The following is a 24,758-nucleotide window of genomic DNA, read 5'->3' on the forward strand; positions in this document are numbered from 1 at the left end:
GTCCGCCACTCGGGCGGTTCAGGAGGCTGAGTAGCCGCCGTCCACCAGGTGGTAGCTGCCGTGGATGAAGGAGGCCTTGTCGGAGAGGAGGAAGGCAGCGAGTTCGGCGACTTCCTCCGCCGTGCCGAGGCGGCCGGCCGGGTGCAGCGAGATCAGGTGGTCGCGGGCCGGGCCCTCGGTGTTGCGCAGCAGGGGGGTGTCGATGAAGCCGGGGCCGACGGCGTTGATCCGGACGTTCCGGGCGGCGTATTCGAGGGCGGCGGTCTTGGTGAGGCCGACGACGCCGTGCTTGGCCGCGACGTACGCGGGCGAACCGGCGAAGCCGTTGGTGCCGAGGATCGAGGACATGTTGACCACGGCGCCGCCGCCGGCGGCGACGATGGCGGGCAGTTCGTAGCGCATGGAGTAGAAGACACCGCTGAGGTTGGTGGCCACGACGCGGTTCCAGTCCTCGACGGCGTACTCACCGGTGGGGTTGCTGGGGCCGCCGATACCCGCGTTGTTGACGGCGAGGTGCAGTGCGCCGAACGTGTCGACGGTGAAGCGCACGGCCGCCTCGACCGAGGCCGGGTCGGTCACGTCCATCGCGACCGCGGCGGCCTTCGCGCCGGTGCTCTCCAGCTCGGCCGCAGCCCTGCGGGCGGCTTCCTCGTCGTAGTCGGCGACGACGACCGCGGCTCCGCTCGCGGCGAGCCGCCGGGCCAGGGCGAGGCCGATGCCGGACGCGCCGCCGGTGATGAGGGCCGTGCGGCCGGCGAACTCCGCGTCGGTGGGGGTGCTGTTGCTCATGATGCTGCCTTTCCTTCTGTGGTGCTGTGCGGCGCCGCCCCGGCCCCGCTGTGCGGCGCCGCCCCGGCCCGCTGCTGGGTGAGCAGGTCCGCGGTGAGGGCGTCGAATGCCTGGACGACCAGCTCGGGCAGGGCGTCCGGGCGGCCTCCTCGTACCCAGGCCGCCTGGGCCGCGAGCAGCGCGCCCGCCCCCGCGGCGACCGTGACGGCGGGGCGGATGTCCAGCCGGGGGTCGACGCCGAGCCGGTCCGCGAGGATGGTGACCGAGTCCTCCTGGGCGTCCACCCGGATGTGGTGGAAGGCCGCGTAGAGGGTCGGCTCCCGCTCGGCGACGACCATCAGCTCGAAGATCCGGGGGCGGCGGTGCCAGGGTTCCGCCACCGGGTCGCCGAGCCAGTCGAGCACGGCGCGCCGGTAGGCGGTGAGGGGTGACTCGGCGACGGGGCGGACCCGCAGGGCGTCGTTGATCCGGTCGCCGTCGCCCCGTACGGAGTCAAGGACGGCGTCCTCCTTGCTCGTGAAGTACCGGCTGAACGTGCGCCGGTCGACGTCCGCGGCTTCCGCGATCTCCTCGACCGTGACGTTCCGCAGTCCCCGGTCGAGCACCAGCTCGAACGCGGCCTGCGCCAGCGTGTCCCGGGTCCGGCGGGCCTTGCGGCTGCGCCTCTCCGGGGTCTTCCGTTCCGGATTCATAGTTGCACCGTACACCTGAAAATGTCCCCACGCGACAGTAGTCCCAGGAGGACATTGTGCGAGGGGTCGCGGAGGTGTGCCGCGGCCGCCGGGCGCGGCGTACCGGCCACGGAGCGGGGGCGCGTCGGCCACCGGGCGGGGCGCGTCGGCCGCGGGGGCGCGCGCCCGCCTGCTACCGGTCGCGCAGGGGCTCGGTGGCCCGGCGGGCGCCTTCGCGGACCCCCTCGGAGGGGCGCGGGCCGGGCCCACTGTCGGACGGGGCCCTGCGCAGGGCGAGTGCGGCGATGTCGTCGCGCCGGACACCGCCGGAGAACTTCTCCAGGTCGGTGTGGAGCGCGTCCAGGACCTCGCGCGGTCCCCGCCGCGCCCACGCGCCGAGCCGGTCGTCCAGCGGATAGAAGGCGCCGGAGGCGTCACGGGCCTCGGTCACGCCATCGGTCACGACCAGCAGGGTCGCGCCGGGCGGAAAGCCGAACCACTCCCCCGTACGCTCCTCCTCGCTGAGTTCGGCCATGCCGAGGGGGACGTGGGTGCGGCGGAGCGGAATCATCGAAGCCTCGCCGTTGAGCAGCAGGCGCGGCGGCAGATGGCCGCAGTTGACCGCCTGCACCCGGTCCCCGCCGTCGAAGCCGAGCACCAGCGCGGTCACGAACCGTTCGGTCTCGCCGGTCTGGGAGGAGAACTCGTTGTGCCGCACGACCGCGTCCTCCAGCGCGGCCACCACTCCGGTGAGCGTGGGTTCGCGGATGGCCGCCTCGCGGAAGGCGCCGAGCGCGGCGAATCCCGCGCCGATGGCGGGGAGCCCCTTGCCCTGGACATCGCCGATGATCACCCGGGTGCCGTACGGCGACTCGACGACCTCGTAGATGTCACCGCCGACGAACCGGTCCTCCTCGATCGGCTCGTAGAGCCCGTACGCGAAGATCTGGTCGGTCAGCACCGGCAGCGGGCGCAGTATCTGGCGCTGGAGCGCGACGGCCGCGGAGCGCAGCCGGGCGATCTGGGTGGCGTGCCGGATGCGCGCCGCACAGGAACCGACACCCAGGGCACAGGCGAGCACCGTGAACCCGATGCCGAGCACCAGGTCCCAGAAGGACCCGTCCGAGGCCAGCCGGGAGCCGACGACCACGACCATGATCCAGACGGCCACCCCCACGGTCTGCCGGACCGTGCAGAACACGGAGGCCAGCGCGGGGACGACCACGAGCAGCGGGGCGACCTCGAAGTCGTCGCCCGAGAAGACATGCAGGAGCACGATCGCCAGGGTCAGCAGTGCCAGCCCGCCGGCCAGTGGCCAGTTCCCGACACGGGGAGCGGCCGCCGCCGCCTCGCCGGCGTCCGCTCCCGACAGCTCTGACGTGCGCGTCGTCGCCGCTCGCTGCAGCCCCATGGCCACGGTGTGCCTCCTGCTCGGTCCTCGGTCCTGGTCGGCCGTCACCGAGGGCTCTCCCTGTGCTCCCTGACAGGACAGCCCTCAGGACGGTTCTTCATCCAGTGGACCGGGACCGGGGCGTCGGCACACGAGGCTTACGGCCCCGGGAGCGGGCCGAAGGTCCCGCTCGTGACCTTCGGCCCGGGACTTTCGGCCCTGGGTCCCGGGCCGAAGGTCCTCGTGTCCGCGCGGGGCCTACGGCCGGCCCGGGACCGCCACCGGCTCCCGGCCCGCGTCGGCGCCGAGGCCGGGTGCCGTCAGGGGTACGAGGGCCGACAGGAACTGCGTACGGCGGCGGAGCCGGAAACCGAGTGCCTCGTAGAGCCGGACGGCGTTGGTGTTGGAGGCGGCCGCGTGCAGGAACGGAGTCCCGCCCCGCTCCCTGATGCCGTGGGCGACGGCCCGGACGAGCCGGCCCGCCAGTCCCTGACCGCGCACGGACTCGTCGGTGCAGACTCCGCTGATCTCGGTCCAGCCCGGCGGGTGCAGCCGCTCCCCGGCCATCGCGACGAGGACGCCCTCGCGGCGGATGCCCAGGTAGGTGCCGAGTTCCACGGTGCGCGGCAGGAAGGGACCGGGCCGGGTGCGCGCCACCAGGTCCAGCATCTCGGGGACGTCCGCCGGTCCCAGGGCGACAGCCTCCGGGTCCGGTGCCGCGGCCACGGACTCGTCGACGAGCTGGACGCCCTCGGCGTGGAAGACGATCTCCCAGTCCGAGGGGGGCGGCTCACGGAACGCGGTCAGGGTGACCGCCGCGCCGGGGCCGGCGAGTGCCGCGACATCGGCCCAGTCCTGGTCGTCCGGGGCATCCGGGAGGGCGAGCCACGGGGTGACGTCGACGGGGTAGCGCAGGATGCGGCCTCGGCGCTCGGCGAAGTGGGCGTGCGGGCCGGTCAGCGAGGAGCGGACCGGATTGTCCAGAGGGTGGGGCGGATGGGGCTGGTGGGGCAGATGGCTGCCGGGGGAATGCACGGGCGGGAGCGCCTTTCCGGTCTCGGGTTCAGTGGCGGCGTGGGAGGGGGCGGGAGCGTGGCCGGGGACGGGGGCGGGCCGGCTCATCGGGCCACCTCGATCACGGTCTTTCCGCGTGCGTGGCCGCTCTCCACGGTACGCAGCGCCCGCGCCGCCTCGGCCAGCGGGAACGTGGCGGTCACCTGCGTGTCCAGGGCGCCGCCGACGACGAGGCGCGCCAGTTCGTCGAGCACGGCCGCGGTTCGGCTCCGGCGCACGGCGGCGCCACCGAGCGCCGCGGCCTCCTCGGGCGACCCGGCGCTGATCAGCCGCTTCCGGTCCGTCACGAGGCCCGCGGCGGCGGTCAGCGCCTCGCCGCCCGCCAGGTCGAAGGCAGCGTCGACGCCCTCGGGAGCCACCGCCCGTATCCGGTCGGCGGCTCCCGGTCCGTACGTCACATGGACGGCGCCCAGGGACTCGACGAGGGCCTTCTTCGCCTCGCTCGCGGTGCCGATGACCCGGATCCCGGAGTGCCGGGCGAGCTGCACCGCCGCCACCCCGACACCGCCGCCCGCCCCGGTGATCAGGAGCGTGGCCCCGGGAGCCGGGTCGAGCTGGCGCAGTCCGTCGTACGCGGTGGCCGCCGCCACCGGCAGGACCGCCGCGTCCGTGAACGACAGCCCGTCCGGCTTGTGGGCGGTGGCGGAGGCCGCCAGCAGCGCGTACTGCGCGTAGCCGCCGGTCAGCGGGGAGCCGAGGACGGCCTGCCCGGGGGCGAAGCCCTCGACGTCCGGTCCGACCGCCTCGACCGTCCCCGACACCTCGCTGCCGAACACACCCGGCAGTGGCGCCGGATCGCTCCCCGGCCTGCGATGGCCGGACCGTCGTTTCCAGTCGACGGGGTTGACCCCGGCCGCCCGGACGGCGACGAGCAGCTCGCCGGGGCCCGGGACGGGCACCGGCAGGTCGACGAAGGCTTCCGTCTCGGGTCCGCCGTAGCGGTGGAATATGTACGCCTTGGCCATGAGCTCCTCGTTCCGGTCCGTCCCGCCCGCCTTCCGGCGGCCCGCGGGCCGCCGACAGCAGCCAGAAGCCAGGGGGGCCGCCCGGTATTCCCGGGCCGGTGAACTGTTCACGCGCGCGCAATCAACGGTCCTTCCGGTCGCGCGCGCCGCCGGCGGCCGGTACGGGCTTCCTCGCCCTCGCCGGTTCCGCGGAACGGCGCGCCCGGCACACCGCGTCCCGGTGCCGGACCCGGAGGACGGCGCAGGCCCGGACCGCTGACCCGCGTGCCCCCGGACACCGGCACGCGTCCACCTGGACCGTTGACACGCGTACACGGAGCCGGGCAACCGTCGAAATCGACTCAACCACCGGTCAATACGCGCCGGTCGGTCCCCAACAGCCGCCCGGCTGTGGCACTCTGGTGCCGACCGCCCCACCGGGCTCCCCCGTACCGGTGGGGCGGTTCTGCGCGTCCGACGACGCCGCTTCCCGCCCGGCCGCCACGCCGCGTCACCTCTCAGCCTCACCCCCGCGCCCCTCGCCCTCGCCCTCGCCCTCGCCCCTACATGACGGCGACTCAGGACCTAACCCCTCACCTTTCGGCCAATTCCGCCTTTTTGACTGGCTCGACGCTCGTCGCGCGCATGGGAGAGAGGCCCCGGGGCAGGCGCTAACACCTCATGGCCTACGACCAGGGGAGCGTGACGAAATGACGGCGCACACCGCACGGACCACCGGTACCGGGGTCACCGGCACCGGGGTCACCGGCACCGCGGAACTGCCGGTCACGGCGCGACGGGCGGGCGCCCCGGGCCGGCTCCCGTGGATCGAGGACGCCGGGAGGATCGCCCCGAAGGACGCGCGCAAACTGTCGAGACTCTTCTTCGACCGGCTCCAGGTCCTGGAGGAGGGCACGCAGGAGCACCAGTACGCGCGCAACACGCTCATCGAGATGAATCTGTCCCTGGTCCGGTTCGCCGCGGGACGGTTCCGCAACCGGGGCAGCGGCGACATGGAGGACATCGTCCAGGTCGGCACCATCGGTCTGATCAAGGCGATCGACCGGTTCGACCTGTCCCGCGAAGTCGAGTTCACCTCGTTCGCCGTCCCGTACATCGTCGGTGAGATCAAACGATTCTTCCGGGACACCAGCTGGGCCGTTCATGTGCCCCGGCGCCTTCAGGAGCTGCGGGTCGATCTCGCCAAGTCGAAGGAATCCCTCGCGGGCGATCTCGACCGGGACCCCACCGTGCCCGAACTGGCCGAGCACCTGGGGATCGAGGAGACGGAGGTCACCGAGGGGATCGTCGCCTCCAACGGCTACACCGCGGGTTCGCTGGACATGCCGACCGACACCTCGCCGTCGGGACGCCACAACGCGGGCGGCCGCACCTTCGCCGATGTGCTGGGTGAGCCGGACCCCGCCATGGAGAACGTGGAGAATCTGCATACGCTCGCCCCGCTGCTCGGGGAGCTGGACGACCGTGAGCGGCGCATCATCGACATGCGTTTCGGTCAGGAGCTGACCCAGGCGCAGATCGGCGCGGAACTCGGTATCTCCCAGATGCATGTGTCGCGGCTGCTCAGCCGCATGCTGCACAAACTGCGCAGCGGGATGCTCACCCAGGAGTAGCCTCCGGCGCCCTTGTGTTGCCTGTGCATTGCAGGTTCATGGCCAAGCGGCCGACACGCTTCCCGGACCGCGCGAACGCCTCTACGGTCCGTAATCAGCCCGTCGCCAGCGCGTGCTTCTTGCCGATCAGCCACTGAACCAGCGTGCGAGGAAACACATGAGCCAGCCCCTCGACTCCGTCACCGCAGGGCACACCCCCGAGGACCAGGAGCGGCAGGACGCCGGGCCCGCCTGGTCGTTCGAGACCAAGCAGATCCACTCCGGTGCCTCCCCCGACCCGGCCACGGGTGCCCGTGCGGTGCCGATCTACCAGACGTCGTCGTTCGTCTTCCGCGACACCCAGCACGCGGCCGACCTGTTCTCGCTCGCCGAGCCCGGCAATATCTACACCCGGATCCACAACCCCACCCAGGACGTCCTGGAGCAGCGGATCGCCGCGCTGGAAGGCGGCGTCGCGGCCGTCGCGCTCGCTTCCGGGCAGGCGGCGGAGACCCTGGCGATCCTGACGCTGGCCGGGGCCGGGGACCATGTCGTCTCCTCCACCTCGCTCTACGGCGGCACCTACAACCTGTTCCGGCACACGCTCCCCCGGTTCGGTATCGAGGTGTCGTTCGTCGAGGACCCCGACGACACCGCGCAGTGGCAGGCCGCGATCCGGCCCAACACCAAGGCGCTGTTCGCGGAGACGCTCGGCAATCCGCGCGGTGACGTGCTGGACATCCGCGCCGTCGCGGACGTGGCACACGCCTCCGGGCTGCCGCTGATCGTCGACAACACCGTGCCCACGCCCTATCTGCTGCGGCCGATCGAGCACGGCGCGGACATCGTCGTCCACTCCGCGACCAAGTTCCTCGGCGGGCACGGCACCACCCTCGGCGGGGTGGTCGTGGACGGCGGCACCTTCGACTTCGGCACGTACTCCGAGCGCTTCCCCGACTTCCACACCCCGGACCCGAGCTACCACGGGCTGCGTTACTGGCCGGACCTCGGACCGAGCGCCTTCGCCGTGAAGCTGCGCGTCCAGTTGCTCCGCGACCTGGGGCCCGCGCTCTCGCCGCACTCGGCGTTCCTGCTGCTCCAGGGGGTGGAGACACTCAGCCTCCGGCTGGAGCGGCACACCTCCAACGCACTGGTGCTCGCCCGGTGGCTGGAGCAGCGCGACGAAGTGGCGGCCGTGCACTACGCCGGTCTGGAGTCGAACCGCTGGTACGGGGCGGGGCAGCGCTATCTGCCGCGCGGTGCCGGGGCGGTGCTGTCGTTCGAGCTGCGGGGCGGGGCCGAGGCGGGCAGGCGTTTCGTGGACGCGGTCGGACTGTTCAGCCACCTCGCCAACATCGGTGATGTACGGAGCCTGATCATCCACCCCGCGTCGACCACCCACAGCCAGCTGACCGAGGAGCAGCTCGCGGCCACCGGCGCCACCGCGGGTCTGGTGCGGCTGTCGGTCGGGCTGGAGAACGTGGAGGACCTCAAGGCCGATCTGGAGGCGGGGTTCCGGGCCGCGAAGGCTGCGTCCTGAACCCCGCGGCCACCCCCCGCACGCTTCTCCTCCCGCCGGCCGCCGGAGGCCGGCGGGAGGGGGATCCGCCCGGCCGCCGCTCCTGGGTGGTCCTGGACCGGCCGCTTCCGCTGGAATCGGGGGCCGCCCTGCCGGGCGTGCGCCTGGCGTACGAGACATGGGGGCGGCGGGCACCCGACGGGGCCAACGCGGTGCTGGTCCTGCACGCGCTGACCGGGGACAGCCATGTGGCCGGGCCCGCGGGCCCGGGGCATCCGACCGCCGGCTGGTGGGACGCGCTGGTCGGACCGGGCAGGGCCCTGGACACCGATCACTGGTTCGTCGTGGCGCCGAACGTGCTGGGCGGCTGCCAGGGCAGCACCGGCCCCTCGTCCCGGGGGCCGGACGGTGCCCGATGGGGCGGCGGTTTCCCGTATCTGACGGTCCGTGACCAGGTGGCGGCCGAGGCGGCGCTCGCCGACGCGCTCGGCATCGGGCGATGGGCGGCCGTCATCGGCGGGTCGATGGGCGGCATGCGTGCCCTCGAATGGGCGGTGAGCCGCCCGGAGCGCACCGGCTCCCTGCTCGTGCTGGCGGCCCCGGCAGCCGCGTCCGCCGAGCAGATCGCGTGGGGGTCGGTGCAGATCTCCGCGATCCGTACGGACCCGGGATGGCGGGGCGGGAACTACCACGACGCGCTCCCGGGCGAGGGCCCGCACCGGGGTCTCGGCCAGGCGAGGCGGATCGCCCATGTCACCTACCGCAGCGAACCCGAGCTGGATTCCCGGTTCGGCAGGGAGCCGCAGCCGGGTGAGCGGCCGGGCCGGGGCGGCCGCTACCGGGTGGAGTCGTATCTCGATCACCACGCGGCCAAGCTGGTGCGCCGGTTCGACGCGGGCAGCTATGTGGTGCTGACGGAGGCGATGAACGGCCATGACGTCGGCCGGGGCCGGGGCGGTGTCGCCGCGGCACTGCGCCGCGCGGGGATGCCCGCCCTGGTCGCGGGTGTCGATTCGGACCGGCTCTACCCGTTGGCGCAGCAGGCGGAACTGGCGGCGCTGCTGCCCGGAGCGGACCGGCCCAGGACCGTCGAATCACCGTACGGACATGACGGATTCCTCATCGAGACCGGCCAAGTGGGCATGATGGTGAGGGAGTTGCTTCCTCAGCCCCGCCCCTCCCACCTTCCTCAGGAGCGCCCATGAGTCCCGCACCCCTGTCCGGCCCGGGCAACAGCCCGGATCCCGGTACCAGCAGTGGCAACGGCACCGCATTAGACGCCGAGGAGCAGTACGACCGGATACGGCTTCGCCAGTGGGAGCGGGACGACGCGCGCTCCGCCGGTATCGACCGCAAGGACCTGCTGAAACTGGTCGCGGCGGCGTCGGTGGCGGGGCCGCTGGCCTCGGCCGCCTCCCCCGCGCGGGCGGCCGAGCCGGAGCCGGTGCCGGGAGTGGCGCCGGTGCCGGGAGTGGTGAAACCGCTGCCCCCCGAGCTGTTCACGGTGCGCGGCACCAACGCCGAGACGAACTTCGCGGCGCTGCGTTCCACGGGCCTGCTCACCCCGGCCGACCGTTTCTTCGTCCGCAACCACACCGCCACACCCCGTATCGATGTGTCCGGCTGGCGGCTGACCGTCTGGGGCAGCGGGCTGACGGGAGATCCGGTGGACTTCTCGTACGCCGATCTGCGCGCGCTGCCCGCCGTCACCCGCACGGCGTTCGTGGAGTGCGCGGGCAACGCCCGGAACTTCTATGCCTCGCAGCAGAACCAGCAGGTCAGCGGCACCGCGTGGACGCTGGGCGCGATCGGCACGGCGCGCTGGCGCGGGGTGCGGCTCGCCGATGTGCTGCGCCGGGCGGGGCTGGGCCGCAACGCGGTGGACGTCCTGCCGCGCGGTCTGGACGACGAGGTCATCAGCGACGGGGTCAATCTGGGCCGGGTGCGCAGGCCGCTGCCGGTGGACAAGGCCCTGGACGACGTACTGCTCGCCTATGAGATGAACGGTGAGCCGCTGCCGCCCGATCACGGGTTTCCGGTCCGTCTGATCGTCCCGTCGTGGGTGGGGATCGCGAACATCAAGTGGGTCGGCGACATCGAGGTGAGCGAGGAACCGCTGCTCACTCCGTGGAACACGGGGCTGTACCGGCTGTTCGGCCCCGGCTATCCGCCGGAGGGCAGCGCTCCGCTGACCCGCCAGAGCCTGAAGAGCGCCTTCGAACTGGAGCCGGGCGCCTCGTTCCCGGCGCACCGCCCGGTCCTGCTGACGGGCCGCTCCTGGTCGGGCGGGGCGCCCGTACGTTCGGTCGAGATCAGCACCGACGGCGGCACCCGCTGGCACCGCGCCCGGCTGCGGGACGAGCCGCGGGCCGGCAGCTGGGTCCGGTGGTCGGCCGACTGGGTACCCCGGGAACGGGGGGCCGGGGTGCTCCTCGCCCGCGCGACGGACCGCTCCGGACGTACGCAGCCCGAGACCGCGGTCCACAACACCCAGGGCTATCTGTTCGACGCGGTGGTCCGGCATCCGGTGACGGTCGTGTGACCGGGGAAACGCGTGTGCGAGCGAGGGCGCGCGGCTGGTAGAAACACGTCATGATTCCCGGAGCGCACCCACTCGACCCGCTGGAACAGCTGCTGGCCGAACGGGCCTGCGAACGGCTCGTCATCGAGTTCGTCCGCAGGCTCGACCTCGGCGATCCGCCCACCGTCGCCGAGCTGTTCACCCCGGACGGCCGGTGGGAATGGCCCGCGGGCGGGCGCCGCGTCGAGGGGCGGGAGGCGCTGCGGTCCTACTTCGGCTCCCGCCCCGCGGACCGCCGCTCCCGTCGGATGTGTACGAACATCCTGGTGACCGTCGACTCGCCCACCACGGCCTCGTCGACGACGTATTTCGCGACCTACCGGGTCGACGGCGCGACGGACGCCCTGCCCGCCCCGCGCCTGCCGGCCAACGTCGGTCACTACGAGGACACCTTCCGCAGGACCGATGGGGTCTGGCTGCTCGCCTCGCGCACTCTGGTGCTGGCGTTCGGCGGCGCGACGGAGCGGATCGCGGAGCCCCCGGCCTCCGCCTGACACTCAGGCGGAGTTCACCCGGGCCGGGTCCGGACCGTCGTCCCGGACCGGGCCCTCCCCCGCGGCCACGGGGCGATCCGGGCGCGAGCCGCCTTCGGCACGCGCTCCCGCCAGGACGGCGGCGTGCACCGCCCTGGCGATGCGGGACCCCCACGGCGAGCGTGGCCCCGCGAAGGGTTCACCGCCGCCGGGACCCGGCTCCGGGGCCGCGACGCACACGGCGTCGGTGGGTGTGCCCGAGCAGTCGAGGCCGGCGTCCAGGAGCGCCTGGACCTTGGCCTCGGTGGCGGTGGCGATCGCGTTGACCAGGGCGGCGTCGGAGAGGGCGACGGGAACGGTGACCACGATGTTGACGGTGCCGGGCCTCGGCACCGCGCCGGCGGTTCCGGCCGGTGCGGCCGCCCAGCCCCGGACACCGAGGCCGCAGGTGGCGGTCGCCGTGACCCCTTCGTCGGAGGCTTCCGCGCGGGCGGTGACATCGGCCGCCGTCATCAGCCCGGCGCCCGGTCCGGTGAGCCCTTCCGCGGCGGCGATCCCGGCCAGGTGCCGGTCGGGGTCCAGGCGCGGATAGCCGCCGGGCACCTGTGCGTTGAGGATCCACTCGCGGGTGCCGATCCCGCCGCCGAGTACGGCGCTGCTGCACACCCGTACGCCGGGTCCCAGCTGCCACACCAGATGGTGCAGGTCCTGTCCGTCCTCCCGCCGGGACAACAGCGCACCGCGCTGTCCGGGCAGACGTGTACTGGCGGAACGGATGGGGCACCCCCGGGTGGTACGTCAGGACAACGGCCGACAGCCGTCCGTCGATGATAGAAGCCGCGCGGAGCGCGTCACGCGGGGGACCCGTGACCGCGGCGGCCCGCCGCTCACCCGATCGGCCTAATCGGAGCCGTGGAACCGTATCGGTGTCGTACGGGCCCTGGACCCATCACCGGGGCCGCGGCCCCGTGGCCCCGTGAGCCGGGAGGTTGCAGCGTCCATCCGGGTGAGGCGCGATGGAAGCCGGAGGCGCCTCACCTGGTGGATCCACCCACAGGGCGTGTCCGGGCGAGGAGGAATCGGCCATGGGAGCCGCTGACGGTTTCACGGATTCCGGGGAGCTGGACGGTCTGACCGTCTATGACAACGAAGGGGAGAAGGTCGGCAGCGTGGGCCGGGTGTACGTCGACGACGACACCGGCAGGCCCGACTGGGTCACGGTCAAGACCGGCCTGTTCGGCATGAAGGAGAGCTTCGTCCCGCTCGCCGGAGCCCGGCGTGTGGCCTCGGACCTGCACATCTCGCATCCGAAGGACAGCGTCAAGGACGCCCCGAGGGTGGACGCGGACGCGCACCTGTCCGTCTCGGAGGAGGAGGAACTGTACCGGCACTACGGGCTGACCAGGAAGGCCGGCAATCTCGGCAACAAGGCCCGTACGGGCCCCGGCGCACCGACCGCCGCCGGAACCGGCGCGATGGGCGCGGCCGGAGCGGGCGCGGCCGGAGCGGCGGGCGCCGCGACCGGCCGGGCCACGACCACCGGAACGACTGCTTCCGGGGCGGCCGGCACAGGGATGGCGGGAGCCGGTACCCCGATGGGCAAGAACCCCGCCATGGACACCTCCGCGACGTCGCGGCCGCTCGCCGGTGCGGGGGCCGAACGGTCCGCCGCCGTCCCCGGCGGCAAGGAGGAGATGATCCGTTCCGAGGAACAGCTGCACGTCGGCACGGAGGAGTACGAGAGCGGGAAGGCGCGACTGCGCAAGTACGTCGTGACCGAGAACATCACCCGCACCGTGCCGGTCTACCACGAAGAGGTACGGGTGGTCCGCGAGCCGCTGCAGCCGGGTGAGAAGAGCACCGGGACGACCAGCATCGGTGAGCAGGACGTCGAGGTGACCCTGCACGCCGAACGGGCCACCGTCCGCAAGGAAGCCGTCCCGGTGGAGCGCGTCCGCCTGGAGACCAACAAGGTCACCGAGCAGAAGGAGGTCTCCGCCGAGATCCGCAAGGAGAAGATCGACTACGCGGACGGCAAGGACATGGGAACCGGCAAGGACATGGGCGGCGAGTTCGGCCAGGGACGCCGCCGCTGATTCCGCGCACCGCGGCCGGAGGCCGCTCCCACGTCCTCGGCAGCCGGACGGTCCGTGCTCACGGCCCGTCCGGCTGCGACGCCCGCGGGTGCCCGACCGGTGCGGTGGCCCGGAGCGGTCGCCGGTGTCCGGAGCCGGGTGAGCGCCCCGGCCGGCGAGTTGGCTTTTGCGCGGGAGCCCGGGCCGGCCGTCCCGCGCGTGGTCGCGGCTGGGAGGCGGTGTGACGCCGGTACGACTGCGGCCGGTGCGGCCGGGAGGTCGTCCCGGCCGCACCGGCCATGCGGCCTCTTCGGCCGCCCGCGCTGAGCCGTACAGCCCCTAGGGGCGTCGCAGGGCGATCACGGCGTTGTGGCCGCCGAAGCCGAAGGAGTGGCTGACGGCCCGCCGTACGGGCAGCCGCCGCGGGACCTTGGTGACGCAGTCGATGTCGAACCCGGGCGCGGGAGCGTCCAGGTTGGCGATCGGCGGTACGAGACCGTGCTGGAGCGTGAGGATGGTCAGCCCGGCCTCGATGGCACCGGCCGCCCCCATGCAGTGTCCCAGTACGCCCTTGGGGGCGGTGACGGGCGGCCGGTGCGGGTAGGCCCGGCCGATGAGTGCGGCCTCGGTGGCGTCGTTGAGCGGTGTGGACGTCCCGTGCGCGTTGACGTGGTCGACGTCTTCGGCCCGCCATCCGGCATCCCGCAGCGCCGCGTCGACGGCCGCGCGGGCGATGGTGCCCGAGGGGTGCGGGCTGGTGGGATGGTGGGCGTCGGTCGTGGCACCGGTGCCCGCGACCAGCGCCCGGAGGGTCGCGCCCCTGGTGTGGGCGTCCTGGGCCCGTTCCAGCACCATGATGGCGGCCCCCTCGCCCATCACGAGTCCGGCCCGGTCGGCGGCGAACGGCCGGCAGAGCCGGGACGGATCGCCGTCCCGGAGCGCCGCGGCTCCCGAGCGGGCGAGGCCGGTCATGGCGACCGGGAACACGATCGACTCGGTGGCTCCCGCGATCGCGATGTCGCACTGGCCGGTGGCCAGGAGGTCCCGGGCCACGGAGAGGGCGGTGACCCCGGACGAGCACGCCGTGCACGGCGCGAGGCTGGGGCCGGTCACCTTCATCTGGATGGCGATCTCCGCCGCGGGCATGTTCGGGATCGTGAGCAGGATGCCCGAGGGCGAGGTCGCCGCGGGGCCGCGCCGTTCCAGTGCGACGGCCTGCTCGGTCAGACCGGCGGAGCCTCCGCTGCTGGTGCCCACGACCACGGCGACCCGGCTCCCGTCCCAGCCGGCGGGGTCGAGTCCGGCGTCGGCGACCGCCTCCCGGGCGGCGAGTACGGCGAACTTGACGTATCTGCCCATCCGGAACGCCGTACGGCCTCCGACCGCGGCGTCCAGATCGATGCCCGAGACCGTGCAGGCGAAGTCGACCGCGCAGCCTTCGAGTTCCGGGACGGTGCGGGCCGGTGAGACCCCGGCGCAGACGCCGTCCCAGGTGGTGTCGGTGTCATTGCCGGCCGGGGTGATCATCCCCAGGCCGGTGACAGCGATGGCGGGCTTGTTCATCGCGCGTGGCTCACCGGCACCGCACCGGCGACGCCCTCGCGGATGAACTCCGAGATGTCGGTGAGCGTGGCGTCCTTGTAGAGCTTGTCCGAGTCGGCCTCGACGCCCAGCGTCTCCTTGATGATGACGGCGAATTCGGCGATGGCCAGGGAGTCCATCTCCAGGCTGTCCATCGTGGAGTCCGGGAGGATCTCGACAGCGGGTACCTTGAAGGTCCCGGTCAGCACCTCGGTGATCGTCGGGTGGATCACCCGTTCCCTCTCCATCGTATTCGCGGTATTCACGGTACTCGCGGTCTTCACGGTCTTCCTCTCATCGGCAGGTACCTCGGCGGTGGGCGGTAAACGCAGCGATCCACCAACGAAGTAACTGGATGCCTTTCTTCCGGTTACGCCTTCCGGCGAACCGATTCATCTACGCTCACCTGCGGCTTCTCCAACCAGCGGGAGAGCAGGGACGTCGTCCCCCAGTACGCCAGCAGAAGACCTCCGACACCGAGCGACGCCGCGGCTTCGCGCAGCGGCCGGCCACGGTCCCGCAGACGCCTGCGCACCGACCGGACCGGCTGCACCGGCCACGCCGGACTCGCCGCCCGCCCGCTCCCCGGCGCCCTTCCGCCCCGGGGCGCCCGGTCCCCGCCGCCGTGCCACGGACCCTCGGGATCGTCGTAGGCGTCCGCGTAGCCGGGCCCCGCGATCGGCCGGTCCGCGAGCAGCTCCTCCGGCACCGCGAAGGATTCGATCAGCGCGGGCGCGTGTTCGGCGACCGCCACGATCAGCTCCTCGATGGCATCCGGCAGCGCGTTCACCTGTTCGACGGTCAGGCGTCCCGCCGCGAGCAGGTCGCCGCTGTTGCGGGCCACCCACTGGAGGGCGAACAGCCGTTCCAGCTCGGACAGCCGGTTCCGCGCCTGCCCCGCCGGCAGCCCGGCCACGGCTTGGGCGTACGCCTCGGCCGCCTGCCGGTACGCGTACGCCTCCACACCACGCAGGGCGGAGCCGGACGCCGCGTTCCAGCGGCTGAGCAGGTCACCGTTGGGGGCTCCGCTCATCTGCTCCCCGGCCCGGGCGAACCAGATGTCCTCCACGGCCGCGAGCAGCCGGCCGAGGAACCGGGGGTCGCTCAGGTCGCCGGGCTCGGCGGGAGCGGCGGCCCCGTTCTGCCGCGCGGCGCCGAACAGCATCTCGGCGGCGGCCTTGGCGTGGACGGCGAGGTTGTCGCCCTCGGCGGTGATCACTCCCTCCACCCCCGTGAACACTTCGGTCATGCCGTTGTTCTCCAACAGCCCCTGCGCCCCGCACCGCTCCCGGCACTCGACGATGACACTGCGGGCCTGCCAGGTGATCCAGCCCTTGGCCACGGCGACCAGGCGCTCCGCGTCGTCCCGGTTCGCATCGGTGCGCTCCTCCCAGCACTGGAGCGCCCGGCGGTGCAGCAGACTCATCGCGAAGACCGTGGCCATCGCCCCGGCGAGCGGGCCGTGGTGGGTCCGGTGGGCGTACACGGGAACCCGCTGGGAGCCGCGTACGCCGGAGATGAAGCGGTGGCCGGCATAGCGGACGGCGATCGCCAGGATCATGCGGGCGGAGCCGACCGCGCAGGCGCTCATGGAGATCTTGCCGGGGGCCACCCGCCCGATGGAGGTGAGGAACCGGCGCCTGCGGTTGGCCAGTTCGCTGCTGAACTCCCCGCCCTCGCCGAGATGCCCGTGCGCTCCGGCGAGCAGGGCGTCGCGCCCCACGAAGAACCGGTCGAAGGAGGTCAGGCAGTGGTCGACCGGGCTGCCCATCCGGGCCGGCAGCCGCCGCACGCGTACGCCGGGCAGTGCGCGCGCCTCGTCGGTGAGCGGTGCGAGGAAGAGGAAGACGCCGTGGTCGGTGCCGTCGACCAGCAGCCGGGCGGCCACCACGCCGGACTTGGGGCCCCCGGCCGGGCTGGTGTTGGGCATGAACTTCTGTGCCCCGCAGTGCGGGGTGTCCAGGACGAAGCCGTCCCGTTCGCGGTCGTACGTCGCGGTGGTCTCGACGGCGGGCGCGTCATTGCCGTGCGCCACCTCCGTACACAGGAAGGTGCCGGTGCGCCGCAGCCGGATGAAGTCGGACAGGTCGCGGTCGACCGGGTCGTGGTCGAGCAGGCTGCCGAGGAAGAGGTTGTAGTGGATGCCGGCGACGGTGATCAGAGTCGCGTCGACCGGGCCGAGCCATTCGTGCAGGGCGGCGAGGGCGCGGGCGTCGGAGGCCAGCCGGGCGGGGTTGTCGAGCGAATCGTTGAGGATCCTCAGCCGGTCGTAGGAGAGGGCGAGGCGCTCTTCGGGGGTGCCGGTCGCGAGACGGCGGAACGGTTCTGTGGTGATCAGCCGACGCCAGAACCCGTGCTCCTGGCGGAAGTTGTCGCCGAAGAGCACCCGGGTCAGCAGATCCTTGGTGGACGGAGGGGCCACGCTGTTCATGGTTACGGTCACGGACGTAGAACGATCAAGGAACGGCGAGGACACCCCTCGCCGTTCCCGGACATGTGCACCTTTCAGACCCGTTGGAAAGCAAGTGCGACATTGTGGCCGCCGAATCCGAACGAGTGGCTCACCGCGGTCCCGACCGGTTGGTGGCGGGCTTCCTTGGTCACGCAGTCGAGCGGGAAGGCGTCCGGCAGGGAGTCCAGGTTGGCGATCGGCGGAATGAGCGACCGCTCCAGCGTCAGCACGGTGGCCACCGCCTCGATCGCGCCCGCCGCCGCCAGGGTGTGCCCGGTGACGCCCTTGGGCGCGGTGACCGGGGGGCGGTGCGGGAAGAGCCGGGAGATGAGGGTGGTCTCCATCGCGTCGTTGAGCGGGGTCGAGGTGCCGTGGGCATTGATGTGGTCGACATCGCCCGGCGTCCAGCCCGCCTGGTGCAGGGCCGCCTCCACCGCCCGCTGGGCACCCCGGCCGCCGGGTTCCGGCGCGGTGGGGTGGTGGGCGTCCGTGCTGGACCCGGCCCCGGTGAGCAGGGCGCGGGCGCGGGCGCCGCGGGCCCTGGCCCCGTCCGCGCGTTCCAGGACGAGCATGGCCGCGCCCTCACCGATCACGAAGCCGTCCCGGTCCGCGGCGAACGGGCGTGAGGCGCCCGCCGGATCGTCGTTCCGGGTGGACAGGGCGCCCATCCGCGCGAACGCGGTGACCACGAGCGGCGTCAGTACGGACTCGGCGCCGCCGGCCACCACCACGTCGCAGCTGCCGCCGAGCAGCAGATCGCGCGCCACCGCGATCGCGGTGGCGCCCGAGGCACACGCCGTGGCGGGCGCCAGGCTGGGGCCGTACGCCTTGAGCGCGATGGCGACCTCTCCGGCGGCCGCGTTGGGAATCATCATCGGGACCAGCAGCGGGGACACCGCGTCCGGCCCGCCGGATGCCAGTCTGGCGACGTTGTCGACGAGTACGGACACGCCGCCGACGCCGACGCCCAGCACCACACCGACCCGGGTACCGTCCCAGCGGGCCGGGTCGAACCCGGCGTCCGCGACCGCCTGCCGGGCGGCGACCACGGCCAGTTTCACGAACCGGGCCATCCGCCACACCGAGCGTCCGCCCACCGCCGCGTCCAGGTCCAGGCCGTCGACCGGGCAGGCGAAGTCGACCGGCAGCCCCGCCAGTTCCTCGCAGCGGCGGGCGGTGGAGTATCCGGAGCACAGCCCCTCCCAGAAGCTGTGCTCGTCCGCCCCCGCGGGAGTCACCACGCCCACTCCCGTCACCGCGACCGCGCTGCCGGCTCCGGTGTCCTTGTCAGCGGACTGCACCATTCCGTGTTCCTTTCATAGAAATCGTCTGCGGGGTGCCCGGCCAGCGAAGTGCCGCGGAACCCCAGGTCAATCCGCCCCCGAAGGCGGTGATCAGGATCCGGTCCCCGGCCCTGAGCCGGCCCCGTCCTTCGGCGTCCGCCAGGGCCAGAGGAATGGAGGCCGCACCGGTGTTGCCGACCCGCTCCAGATGGGTGACACAGCGCTGCGGCCCGATGCCGACGCGTTCGGCGACCGCGCGCAGGATCCGCGCGTTGGCCTGGTGCGGCACGAAGTGGTCGACCTCCGCGGCGTCCCAGCCCACCCTGGTGAGCAGTTCGCGGCACGATCCCGTCATCCGCTGAACGGCGTGCTGGTACACGGTGGGGCCCTGCATACGGAAGAACTCGTCGCCCGCCGCGGCGGGCCGGTCCGTCGACCGGGCGCGGGCGCCGCCGCCCGGTACGGTGATGAGGTCGTACCCGGTGCCGTCGCTGCCCAGGTCGAACGCGAGCAGCTCGCCCGGCGCCCCGGTCCGCCCGGCCGCCACGAGAGCCGCCCCCGCCCCGTCGCCGAAGACCACACCGGCCGAGCGGTCCGCCGGGTCCAGCCAGGCGGAGTAGACATCGGCGCCCACGAGCAGCACCCGCTCGTACAGCCCCGAGGCCACCAGCCCGTGGCAGACCGCCAGTCCGTAGACGAAGCCGCTGCACACCGCCGCGATGTCGAGCGCGGGGACGGTGCCGAGCCCCAGCCGTGCGGCCAGGGCGGGTGCCGTTCCCGGACAGAGGTGGTCGGGGGTCGCGGTGGCGAGGACCAGGGCGTCCACGGGTCCGGGTACCGGGTACCTGCCGAGCAGCCGGCCGGCCGCCTCGAACGCCACATCGCCGGTCGCGAGGCCCGGCCCCGCCCGGTGACGGCTGCCGATGCCCGTCCGGGAGCGCACCCAGGAGTCGTCCACCCCCCATGCCGCGGGCAGTTGGTCATTGCCGACCGGTTCCCCCGGCACTCACCCCGCCACGCTCTCCAGTACCGCCGTGCGTGTGCCGGTCCGTAGGACACCCCGTTGGGCACCCGGCCCCGTACCGCTGTCGACCGCGCCTCGTCTCGCCACCCACTGCCCCGATTCCCTTGCCGAACGTGCCAACCGGTTGACGAACGGTGAAGCGCTCGGCGGGGGTGCGTTCGATTGGGCCAAACGGGGGAATCGGCAAAAAATTATGCCCCATTCCACGCGACTTAAACCGAGTTGACCAACGCGGCTGCGGGGTCGTGTGTCACGTACGGGCAAGTGCCTCCGTCAGTTCCCCCCGGTCGGGCGGATTGGCGCCCGCGCGGGAGACCGTCACAGCGGCGGCGGCCACCGCGTGGCGCAGCACATCGGCGACGGTGTCCCGGTCCAGCGCGTACAGCCGTGCGCGGCCGTCGGCCCCGAGCAGCCCCCGCCGGGCGAGGGCGTCCAGGGTGCCCGACATGAACGCGTCGCCCGCGCCCACGGTGTCGACGACCTCGGTACGCGGCGCGGCCACCTCGGCCTCCGCGTCCGGGATCACGGCCAGGGCGCCGTCGCCGCCCCGGGTGACGAGGACCATGGCCGGACCGCGGCCCAGCCAGCGCCCGGCGACCGACCGCGGGTCCTCCCCCGGATACAGCCACGCCAGGTCCTCGTCGCTGGCCTTGACCACATCGCTGAGCGCGACGCACTGTTCGACGCGGCGCACCGCTTCCGCGTGATCGCCCATCAGTTCCGGCCGTACGTTGGGGTCGTAGCTGACGGTCGCGGTACTGCGCAGCGCACCGACGGCGTCCAGGACGGCGGCCGAGCCGGGTGCCATCACCGCGGCGATCGATCCGGTGTGCACATGACGGGGTGACCCTTCCGCCGCTGCCGGGCCCAGCGTCCAGGTGATCTCGAAGGTGTACGTGGCCCGGCCCGCGGCGTCCAGGGTCACGGCCGCGGACGGGGTGGGCGCGGCCGACGCGTCGGTCCGGACCGCGACTCCGGCGGATTCCAGGTGGCCGCGGATCAGCCGGCCGTTGGCGTCCGGGCCGAGCTGGGTGCGCAGGGTCACGCCGTGGCCGAGCCGGGACAGACCGTACGCGACGTTCGCCGGGCTGCCGCCGGGGTGCACCCGGTCGGCGGCGCCCGGCAGCCGGACGATGTCGGCCACGCTTTCGCCGATGACCAGCAGATCGGGTCCGTCGAGCTCGCGGGACATGGGGGCCTCCTGGAGTGCCGTGACGACGGTGTCCTGGCGGGCGGCGCGGCCCCGGACTTGGTGAGTCCGATCCTGCCGGGTGCGGGGCCCCGGCAAGAACGGGGGCCCCGGCGAGAACGGGGCCCCGGCGAGAACGGGGCCGCGGGGTGAGCGGAACGCTCACGCGTTGCGGACGGCCCCGACCGCTTCCGTCACCAGGCCGAGGAAACGGGCGTGCGCTCCCGGGCCGAACAGCGGCTCCGGGTTCCACGGCACGATGGGCGCGCTCCGGCGGAGCATCGACCAGTCGGCGACCCCCCGGAGCTCATCGAGCGGGGTGGCGTTGGACCGGGTGTCGGTGAGCACGACATCCGGGCGCAGCGACGCCACCGAGGCCCAGCCGAGCGTGGACCAGTTCGCACCGGGCCCCCCGGCCGGCTCCACGAGGTGTACGCCGAGCTCGGCCAGGACCCGCAGCTCGGGCCACATCCCGGGGCGGGCCACATGGGCCTCGGCCGGACCGGCCGGGGACAGGGCGAGTACCCGGACGGCGTCGGCGGGCCCTTCGCCCACGACGGCGCGCAGCCGTTGCCGGGCGGTCTCCAGCGCGCCGTCCGCCGCGGGCCGGGGCTCGGCACCGAGCGAGCGTGCCAGCTCGGCGAAGCGCTCACCGGTCCCGGCGAACGTGCGGGCCCGGCCCACATCGAGGACGACGACGGGGACCCGCTCCTCCAGCCGCGGCCCCGGGCGCCGGCGTGGGAGTTCCGTGAAAGCGATGTCGCGCGAACGGGCGCCGGCCTCCCCGCGCCGCACCCGGCAACGGGCACAGCAGGCAGGACCCGTCACCGGCTGTTAGAAATTACGCACTCCGTGTCATCGTCTGCCCAGCTGCTCCGGTTGGAGACAACTCCCCATGAGATCGACCCTGTTGAAGGCCGCCCTGGCCGTCTCCCTCGGCGCGTCGCTCTACGCGGCCCCGTCCTTCGACGCGGCGCCGCGGGCCACCCCCACCCGCCACACCGCGGCGCACTGCCCGGTTGTCGACGTCCTGGCGGTCTACACCCCCAAGGCCGCCGCGCGGGTGGGAGGAGTGCACCGGGTAGCGGCCTCCGCCCAGCAGATCGCCACCCGGATGAACCGCTCCCTCCGCGAGAGCGGGGTCTGCGGGGCCATCCGGATCATCCACCCGTACACCGCCACCGGGTACGACGGTCCGGAGCAGTTCCACGCGGCGTACCGCGGCCTCAAGGACCGCACCGGTTCCGCCCTGGGCCGGGAGGCCGACGCACGGCGCGACCGGTACGGGGCGGATCTGGTCACCCTCCTGGTGGACCCGCCCGAGCGCGGCGGCGGCACCGCGGACTACGCGGCGGCGCTCGACAGCACATCGGACGAGTACGCCTATTCGGTCGCCGATGTCGACGGCATCTCCCTGGACTCGGTGAGCCACGAGATCGGCCACAACCTCGGCCTCGCCCACGACCGCGTCACCATCGAGGAGAACGCGCACGGCTCGATGGACGTGAGCCACACCCGCCCGTACAACACCGGCTGGGTCACCGAGGACCGCAGGTACTACACGATCATGGCCTACCGCTCCTCGTGCGGCGGCGAGTGCAAGCGGATCAGCAGGTTCTCCAGCGCGGAGGGTGCCTGGCGGGGCCGGCGGCTGGGCGACACGGAGAACGACAGTGTCCGCGTGCTGCGGGCGACCCTGCCCATCGTCGCCGGATACCGCGGCGGGAGGTGACGGGCGCCCCGCTGCGTCTCATCCCGCACCCGCGGCATCGGCGCCACGCGGCCCGACCCCCAGGCCGGCCAGGAACGCCGCGGCGGCCGGCGTGGGGCGGAAGCGGCTCCAGACGAGCCGTTCCACCCGCCCCGGCGCGTTGCGCACCCGCAGCACCCGCACCCCCGGCACCTCGTCGGCGAACGCGGCGGGCAGAAGGGCCACCCCCAGCCCCTTGCGGACCAGGCGGGCGATGGAGTCGGCGCCGCTGACCTCGTACGCGACGTTCCGGGCGAGGCCCATCGCGGTGAACGCCTCCTCGGACTGCGCCCGTGCCGCCGTGCCGTCGGGGAAGTCGACGAACGTCTCGCGCGCGAGACTCACCAGGTCCACCTCGGTCTCGTCCGCGAGCGGATGGCCGACGGCCGTGATCGCGGCCAGCTCGCCCCGGGCCAGCTCGTGGTCGCTGACCCCTTTGGGCCGGTAGTCGGGCAGCACCCCGAGAAAGGCCAGGTCGAGCGCGCCCGAGCGGACGTCCTCGACCAGGTCCTTGCTCGCCCCGTCGCGCAGGACGATCCCCACCTTCGGATGACGGCGGTGGAACTCCTCCAGCGCGCCCGGGATGTCGACCGCGGTGACCGTGGGGATCGCCCCGATGGCCAGGCGCCCGCTGATCTCGCCGGCCGCCGCCGCCACCTCGGCGCGGGCCCGTTCCGCCGCGTCCAGTGCCTGCCGGGCGGCCGGCAGGAAGGCCTCCCCCGCCGCGGTCAGCCGCACATGACGGCTGGAGCGGTCGAAGAGCCGGGCTCCGAGCTCCTTCTCCAGCCGGGCGATCTGATGGCTGAGCGCCGACTGGACGACCAGGCACCGTTTCGCGGCCCGCGTGAAGTTCCTCGTCTCGGCGACCGCGAGGACGTAGCGCATCTGCTGCAGTTCCATCCGACCATCGTGAATCACGATGGCTGGAATGAAAAACATGTGTTGGACCGATCGCCGGGTGACACGGGACGCTGATGTCCATGTCCCCCTCCTCTCCCACCTCCCGCACCCCGCTCCGGAGCCCTCGGCCCCCTTCGCCCGCGAGAACGGCCACCGGCGGCGCTGCCGCCACCAGCGCCGCGAGCCCCTCCCTCGGGCGTGGTCTCATCCTGCTGATGGCGCTGGCGGCCGGACTGTCGGCGGCGGGCAACTACTTCGCGCAGCCGCTGCTGGACCTGATCACCCAGGATCTGCACATCGGCGTCACCATGGCCGGGCTGATCGTCTCGGCCGCCCAGGCCGGCTACGCGCTGGGCCTGATCCTGCTGGTGCCGCTCGGCGACATCACCGAGCGGCGCCGCCTGGCCGTGGGACTGTTCGCCGCGACGGCGCTGTTCCTGCTGCTGGCGGCCGCCGCCCCCTCCGGGCCGGTCCTCCTGGCCGGCACGGCGCTCGTCGCCCTCACCTCGGTCGGCGCCCAGGTCGTCGTCCCCTTCGCGGCCACGCTCGCCGCCCCGGAGGCCCGGGGCCGGATCGTCGGCATCGTCATGTCCGGAGTGCTGCTCGGCGGCCTGCTGGGGCGCACGGCGGCCGGCGCCCTGTCCGAGCTGGGCAGCTGGCGGACCGTCTACTGGGTGAACGCCCTTCTCATGATCGCCATGGCGGTGCTCCTCCACCTCAAGCTGCCCCGGCTGTCCCCGGCGGCCCGTACGGTGCCGGTGTCGTACGGCGGACTGATCCGCTCCACGCTCGCCCTGCTGCGCCAGGAACCCCTGCTGCGCTCACGGGCCGCGATCGGCGCCTTCTCCATGGCCTCGTACAGCGTGCAGCTGACCGCGCTGACCTTTCTGCTCACCCAGCGGCCCTACGGGTGGACAGCGGTCGGCATCGGCTTCTTCGGGCTGCTGGGAGTCATCGGCGTGGTGGGCATGAACTTCGCGGCGCGCCTCGGCGACCGGGGCCACGTCCAGGCGGTGTCCGGCGCCGCGGGCGTTCTCCTGACGCTGGCCTGGCTGCCGCTGCTCGCGGGCGGGACATCACTGTGGTGGCTCGCGACCGGCGTGATCGTGCTGAACATCGCCCAGCAGGCGGGGCTCAACAGCAGTCAGAACGTGATCTACACGCTCAACCCGGAGGCCCGGAACCGGATCAACTCCGCCTTCATGACGCTGTTCTTCGCCGGCGGTGCGGCGGGCGCTTCCCTGACCGCGGTGGTGTGGGCGCGTGCGGGCTGGCCGGGTGTCTGCGCCCTGGGAGCGGCCCTGGCCGCGGTGAGCGCGGCCCTGTGGGTACTGGAGCGGGTCCGGGAGCGGGCGCGGAACCGGTGAAACGCTCCGGGACGGTGGTCAGGCCCGGCGTTCCGGCCCGGCGTCCCGGCCCGGAGGATGTCCCGGCCCGGCGTCCCGGCCCG

21 protein-coding genes and 1 pseudogene are annotated in these 24,758 nt (G+C 73.2%); 8 read left to right on the plus strand and 14 right to left on the minus strand.

What is annotated here, in order from left to right:
- Nucleotides 1–18: 18 nt before the first annotated feature.
- The 5 genes from ACIGJO_RS13500 to ACIGJO_RS13520 form a co-directional block, all read right to left on the minus strand.
- Nucleotides 19–789, minus strand: a complete 771-nt coding sequence (locus tag ACIGJO_RS13500; protein WP_399956677.1) for an SDR family NAD(P)-dependent oxidoreductase — start codon at nucleotides 787–789, stop codon at nucleotides 19–21.
- On the minus strand, nucleotides 786–1,481 hold the full coding sequence (locus ACIGJO_RS13505) for a TetR family transcriptional regulator (RefSeq protein WP_399956680.1): 696 nt from the start codon (nucleotides 1,479–1,481) through the stop codon (nucleotides 786–788). The genes ACIGJO_RS13500 and ACIGJO_RS13505 overlap by 4 nt, the downstream gene beginning before the upstream one ends.
- Before the next feature lie 172 nt (nucleotides 1,482–1,653).
- On the minus strand, nucleotides 1,654–2,871 hold the full coding sequence (locus tag ACIGJO_RS13510; RefSeq protein WP_399956683.1) for a PP2C family protein-serine/threonine phosphatase: 1,218 nt from the start codon (nucleotides 2,869–2,871) through the stop codon (nucleotides 1,654–1,656).
- A 237-nt stretch (nucleotides 2,872–3,108) separates the two neighbouring features.
- On the minus strand, nucleotides 3,109–3,972 hold the full coding sequence (locus ACIGJO_RS13515; RefSeq protein ID WP_399956686.1) for a GNAT family N-acetyltransferase: 864 nt from the start codon (nucleotides 3,970–3,972) through the stop codon (nucleotides 3,109–3,111).
- Entirely contained in the window at nucleotides 3,969–4,889 is a 921-nt protein-coding gene (locus tag ACIGJO_RS13520; protein ID WP_399956689.1) for an NADP-dependent oxidoreductase, read from the minus strand. The genes ACIGJO_RS13515 and ACIGJO_RS13520 overlap by 4 nt, the downstream gene beginning before the upstream one ends.
- A 689-nt stretch (nucleotides 4,890–5,578) precedes the next feature.
- Here ACIGJO_RS13520 and ACIGJO_RS13525 point away from each other — a divergent pair.
- The 5 genes from ACIGJO_RS13525 to ACIGJO_RS13545 all read left to right on the plus strand — a co-directional run bounded on the left by ACIGJO_RS13525 (nucleotide 5,579) and on the right by ACIGJO_RS13545 (nucleotide 11,075).
- Nucleotides 5,579–6,502, plus strand: coding sequence for an RNA polymerase sigma factor SigF (locus ACIGJO_RS13525; RefSeq protein ID WP_399956691.1), 924 nt, complete (start codon nucleotides 5,579–5,581; stop codon nucleotides 6,500–6,502).
- 157 nt (nucleotides 6,503–6,659) lie between these two features.
- Nucleotides 6,660–8,021 carry a bifunctional o-acetylhomoserine/o-acetylserine sulfhydrylase gene (locus ACIGJO_RS13530; protein WP_399956694.1) on the plus strand — a complete coding sequence of 454 codons (1,362 nt, stop codon included), beginning with the start codon at nucleotides 6,660–6,662 and terminating at the stop codon, nucleotides 8,019–8,021.
- Nucleotides 8,018–9,205 carry a homoserine O-acetyltransferase gene (locus tag ACIGJO_RS13535; RefSeq protein WP_399956960.1) on the plus strand — a complete coding sequence of 396 codons (1,188 nt, stop codon included), beginning with the start codon at nucleotides 8,018–8,020 and terminating at the stop codon, nucleotides 9,203–9,205. Before ACIGJO_RS13530 ends, ACIGJO_RS13535 begins: the two co-directional genes overlap by 4 nt.
- Nucleotides 9,202–10,542 carry a sulfite oxidase gene (locus ACIGJO_RS13540; protein ID WP_399956697.1) on the plus strand — a complete coding sequence of 447 codons (1,341 nt, stop codon included), beginning with the start codon at nucleotides 9,202–9,204 and terminating at the stop codon, nucleotides 10,540–10,542. The genes ACIGJO_RS13535 and ACIGJO_RS13540 overlap by 4 nt, the downstream gene beginning before the upstream one ends.
- Nucleotides 10,543–10,592: 50 nt before the next feature.
- Nucleotides 10,593–11,075, plus strand: coding sequence for a nuclear transport factor 2 family protein (locus tag ACIGJO_RS13545; RefSeq protein WP_399956699.1), 483 nt, complete (start codon nucleotides 10,593–10,595; stop codon nucleotides 11,073–11,075).
- Between the two features lie 3 nt (nucleotides 11,076–11,078).
- Here the strand turns inward: ACIGJO_RS13545 and ACIGJO_RS13550 are convergent, their stop codons facing one another.
- Nucleotides 11,079–11,786, minus strand: coding sequence for an adenosylcobinamide amidohydrolase (locus ACIGJO_RS13550; protein WP_399956702.1), 708 nt, complete (start codon nucleotides 11,784–11,786; stop codon nucleotides 11,079–11,081).
- A 353-nt stretch (nucleotides 11,787–12,139) separates the two neighbouring features.
- Between ACIGJO_RS13550 and ACIGJO_RS13555 the strand changes: the two genes are divergently transcribed.
- The gene (locus tag ACIGJO_RS13555) at nucleotides 12,140–13,150 is read left to right on the plus strand and encodes a PRC and DUF2382 domain-containing protein (RefSeq protein ID WP_399956705.1); all 1,011 of its coding nucleotides are present in this window, start codon (nucleotides 12,140–12,142) and stop codon (nucleotides 13,148–13,150) included.
- A 318-nt stretch (nucleotides 13,151–13,468) separates the two neighbouring features.
- Here ACIGJO_RS13555 and ACIGJO_RS13560 read toward each other — a convergent pair whose 3' ends face one another.
- From ACIGJO_RS13560 to ACIGJO_RS13590, 7 genes and pseudogenes are all read right to left on the minus strand, one after another.
- Nucleotides 13,469–14,692 (minus strand): beta-ketoacyl-[acyl-carrier-protein] synthase family protein, encoded by a 1,224-nt coding sequence (locus tag ACIGJO_RS13560; RefSeq protein ID WP_399956707.1) that lies wholly within the window; start codon nucleotides 14,690–14,692, stop codon nucleotides 13,469–13,471.
- Nucleotides 14,689–14,958 carry an acyl carrier protein gene (locus ACIGJO_RS13565; RefSeq protein ID WP_399956963.1) on the minus strand — a complete coding sequence of 90 codons (270 nt, stop codon included), beginning with the start codon at nucleotides 14,956–14,958 and terminating at the stop codon, nucleotides 14,689–14,691. The genes ACIGJO_RS13560 and ACIGJO_RS13565 overlap by 4 nt, the downstream gene beginning before the upstream one ends.
- A 122-nt stretch (nucleotides 14,959–15,080) precedes the next feature.
- The gene (locus ACIGJO_RS13570; RefSeq protein WP_399956967.1) at nucleotides 15,081–17,141 is read right to left on the minus strand and encodes an acyl-CoA dehydrogenase; all 2,061 of its coding nucleotides are present in this window, start codon (nucleotides 17,139–17,141) and stop codon (nucleotides 15,081–15,083) included.
- Nucleotides 17,142–17,215: 74 nt separating this feature from the next.
- Nucleotides 17,216–18,466: a beta-ketoacyl-[acyl-carrier-protein] synthase family protein gene (locus tag ACIGJO_RS13575; RefSeq protein WP_399956709.1), complete on the minus strand. Its 1,251-nt coding sequence runs from the start codon at nucleotides 18,464–18,466 to the stop codon at nucleotides 17,216–17,218.
- Complete coding sequence (locus ACIGJO_RS13580) at nucleotides 18,450–19,451, minus strand: beta-ketoacyl-ACP synthase 3 (RefSeq protein WP_399956711.1); 1,002 nt, start codon at nucleotides 19,449–19,451, stop codon at nucleotides 18,450–18,452. The genes ACIGJO_RS13575 and ACIGJO_RS13580 overlap by 17 nt, the downstream gene beginning before the upstream one ends.
- Before the next feature lie 268 nt (nucleotides 19,452–19,719).
- On the minus strand, nucleotides 19,720–20,661 hold the full coding sequence (locus ACIGJO_RS13585; protein WP_399956713.1) for a carbohydrate kinase: 942 nt from the start codon (nucleotides 20,659–20,661) through the stop codon (nucleotides 19,720–19,722).
- 159 nt (nucleotides 20,662–20,820) lie between these two features.
- Nucleotides 20,821–21,375: pseudogene (locus tag ACIGJO_RS13590) on the minus strand (ABC transporter substrate-binding protein); the annotation flags it as partial.
- A gap of 178 nt (nucleotides 21,376–21,553) precedes the next feature.
- Between ACIGJO_RS13590 and ACIGJO_RS13595 the strand changes: the two are divergent.
- A complete protein-coding gene (locus ACIGJO_RS13595) occupies nucleotides 21,554–22,390 on the plus strand; it encodes a M12 family metallo-peptidase (protein WP_399956715.1) in 837 nt (278 codons plus the stop codon).
- A gap of 18 nt (nucleotides 22,391–22,408) precedes the next feature.
- Here ACIGJO_RS13595 and ACIGJO_RS13600 read toward each other — a convergent pair whose 3' ends face one another.
- Nucleotides 22,409–23,308, minus strand: a complete 900-nt coding sequence (locus ACIGJO_RS13600) for a LysR family transcriptional regulator (protein WP_399956717.1) — start codon at nucleotides 23,306–23,308, stop codon at nucleotides 22,409–22,411.
- Between the two features lie 80 nt (nucleotides 23,309–23,388).
- On the opposite strand from ACIGJO_RS13600, the gene ACIGJO_RS13605 reads away from it, so the two are divergent.
- On the plus strand, nucleotides 23,389–24,675 hold the full coding sequence (locus ACIGJO_RS13605) for an MFS transporter (RefSeq protein ID WP_399956719.1): 1,287 nt from the start codon (nucleotides 23,389–23,391) through the stop codon (nucleotides 24,673–24,675).
- The last annotated feature ends 83 nt before the right edge of the window (nucleotides 24,676–24,758 follow it).

This window comes from Streptomyces sp. NPDC079020, from assembly GCF_044542225.1.
Taxonomy (GTDB): Bacteria; Actinomycetota; Actinomycetes; order Streptomycetales; family Streptomycetaceae; genus Streptomyces.

Excerpts from the sequence above, each read along its gene's own strand:
- ACIGJO_RS13500 (WP_399956677.1), bottom strand. The coding sequence starts at position 789 with ATGAGCAACAGCACCCCCACCGACGCGGAGTTCGCCGGCCGCACGGCC.
- ACIGJO_RS13505 (WP_399956680.1), bottom strand. The coding sequence starts at position 1,481 with ATGAATCCGGAACGGAAGACCCCGGAGAGGCGCAGCCGCAAGGCCCGC.
- ACIGJO_RS13510 (WP_399956683.1), bottom strand. The coding sequence starts at position 2,871 with ATGGGGCTGCAGCGAGCGGCGACGACGCGCACGTCAGAGCTGTCGGGA.
- ACIGJO_RS13515 (WP_399956686.1), bottom strand. The coding sequence starts at position 3,972 with ATGAGCCGGCCCGCCCCCGTCCCCGGCCACGCTCCCGCCCCCTCCCAC.
- ACIGJO_RS13520 (WP_399956689.1), bottom strand. The coding sequence starts at position 4,889 with ATGGCCAAGGCGTACATATTCCACCGCTACGGCGGACCCGAGACGGAA.
- ACIGJO_RS13525 (WP_399956691.1), top strand. The coding sequence starts at position 5,579 with ATGACGGCGCACACCGCACGGACCACCGGTACCGGGGTCACCGGCACC.
- ACIGJO_RS13530 (WP_399956694.1), top strand. The coding sequence starts at position 6,660 with ATGAGCCAGCCCCTCGACTCCGTCACCGCAGGGCACACCCCCGAGGAC.
- ACIGJO_RS13540 (WP_399956697.1), top strand. The coding sequence starts at position 9,202 with ATGAGTCCCGCACCCCTGTCCGGCCCGGGCAACAGCCCGGATCCCGGT.
- ACIGJO_RS13545 (WP_399956699.1), top strand. The coding sequence starts at position 10,593 with ATGATTCCCGGAGCGCACCCACTCGACCCGCTGGAACAGCTGCTGGCC.
- ACIGJO_RS13555 (WP_399956705.1), top strand. The coding sequence starts at position 12,140 with ATGGGAGCCGCTGACGGTTTCACGGATTCCGGGGAGCTGGACGGTCTG.
- ACIGJO_RS13560 (WP_399956707.1), bottom strand. The coding sequence starts at position 14,692 with ATGAACAAGCCCGCCATCGCTGTCACCGGCCTGGGGATGATCACCCCG.
- ACIGJO_RS13565 (WP_399956963.1), bottom strand. The coding sequence starts at position 14,958 with ATGGAGAGGGAACGGGTGATCCACCCGACGATCACCGAGGTGCTGACC.
- ACIGJO_RS13570 (WP_399956967.1), bottom strand. The coding sequence starts at position 17,141 with ATGAACAGCGTGGCCCCTCCGTCCACCAAGGATCTGCTGACCCGGGTG.
- ACIGJO_RS13575 (WP_399956709.1), bottom strand. The coding sequence starts at position 18,466 with ATGGTGCAGTCCGCTGACAAGGACACCGGAGCCGGCAGCGCGGTCGCG.
- ACIGJO_RS13585 (WP_399956713.1), bottom strand. The coding sequence starts at position 20,661 with ATGTCCCGCGAGCTCGACGGACCCGATCTGCTGGTCATCGGCGAAAGC.
- ACIGJO_RS13595 (WP_399956715.1), top strand. The coding sequence starts at position 21,554 with ATGAGATCGACCCTGTTGAAGGCCGCCCTGGCCGTCTCCCTCGGCGCG.
- ACIGJO_RS13600 (WP_399956717.1), bottom strand. The coding sequence starts at position 23,308 with ATGGAACTGCAGCAGATGCGCTACGTCCTCGCGGTCGCCGAGACGAGG.
- ACIGJO_RS13605 (WP_399956719.1), top strand. The coding sequence starts at position 23,389 with ATGTCCCCCTCCTCTCCCACCTCCCGCACCCCGCTCCGGAGCCCTCGG.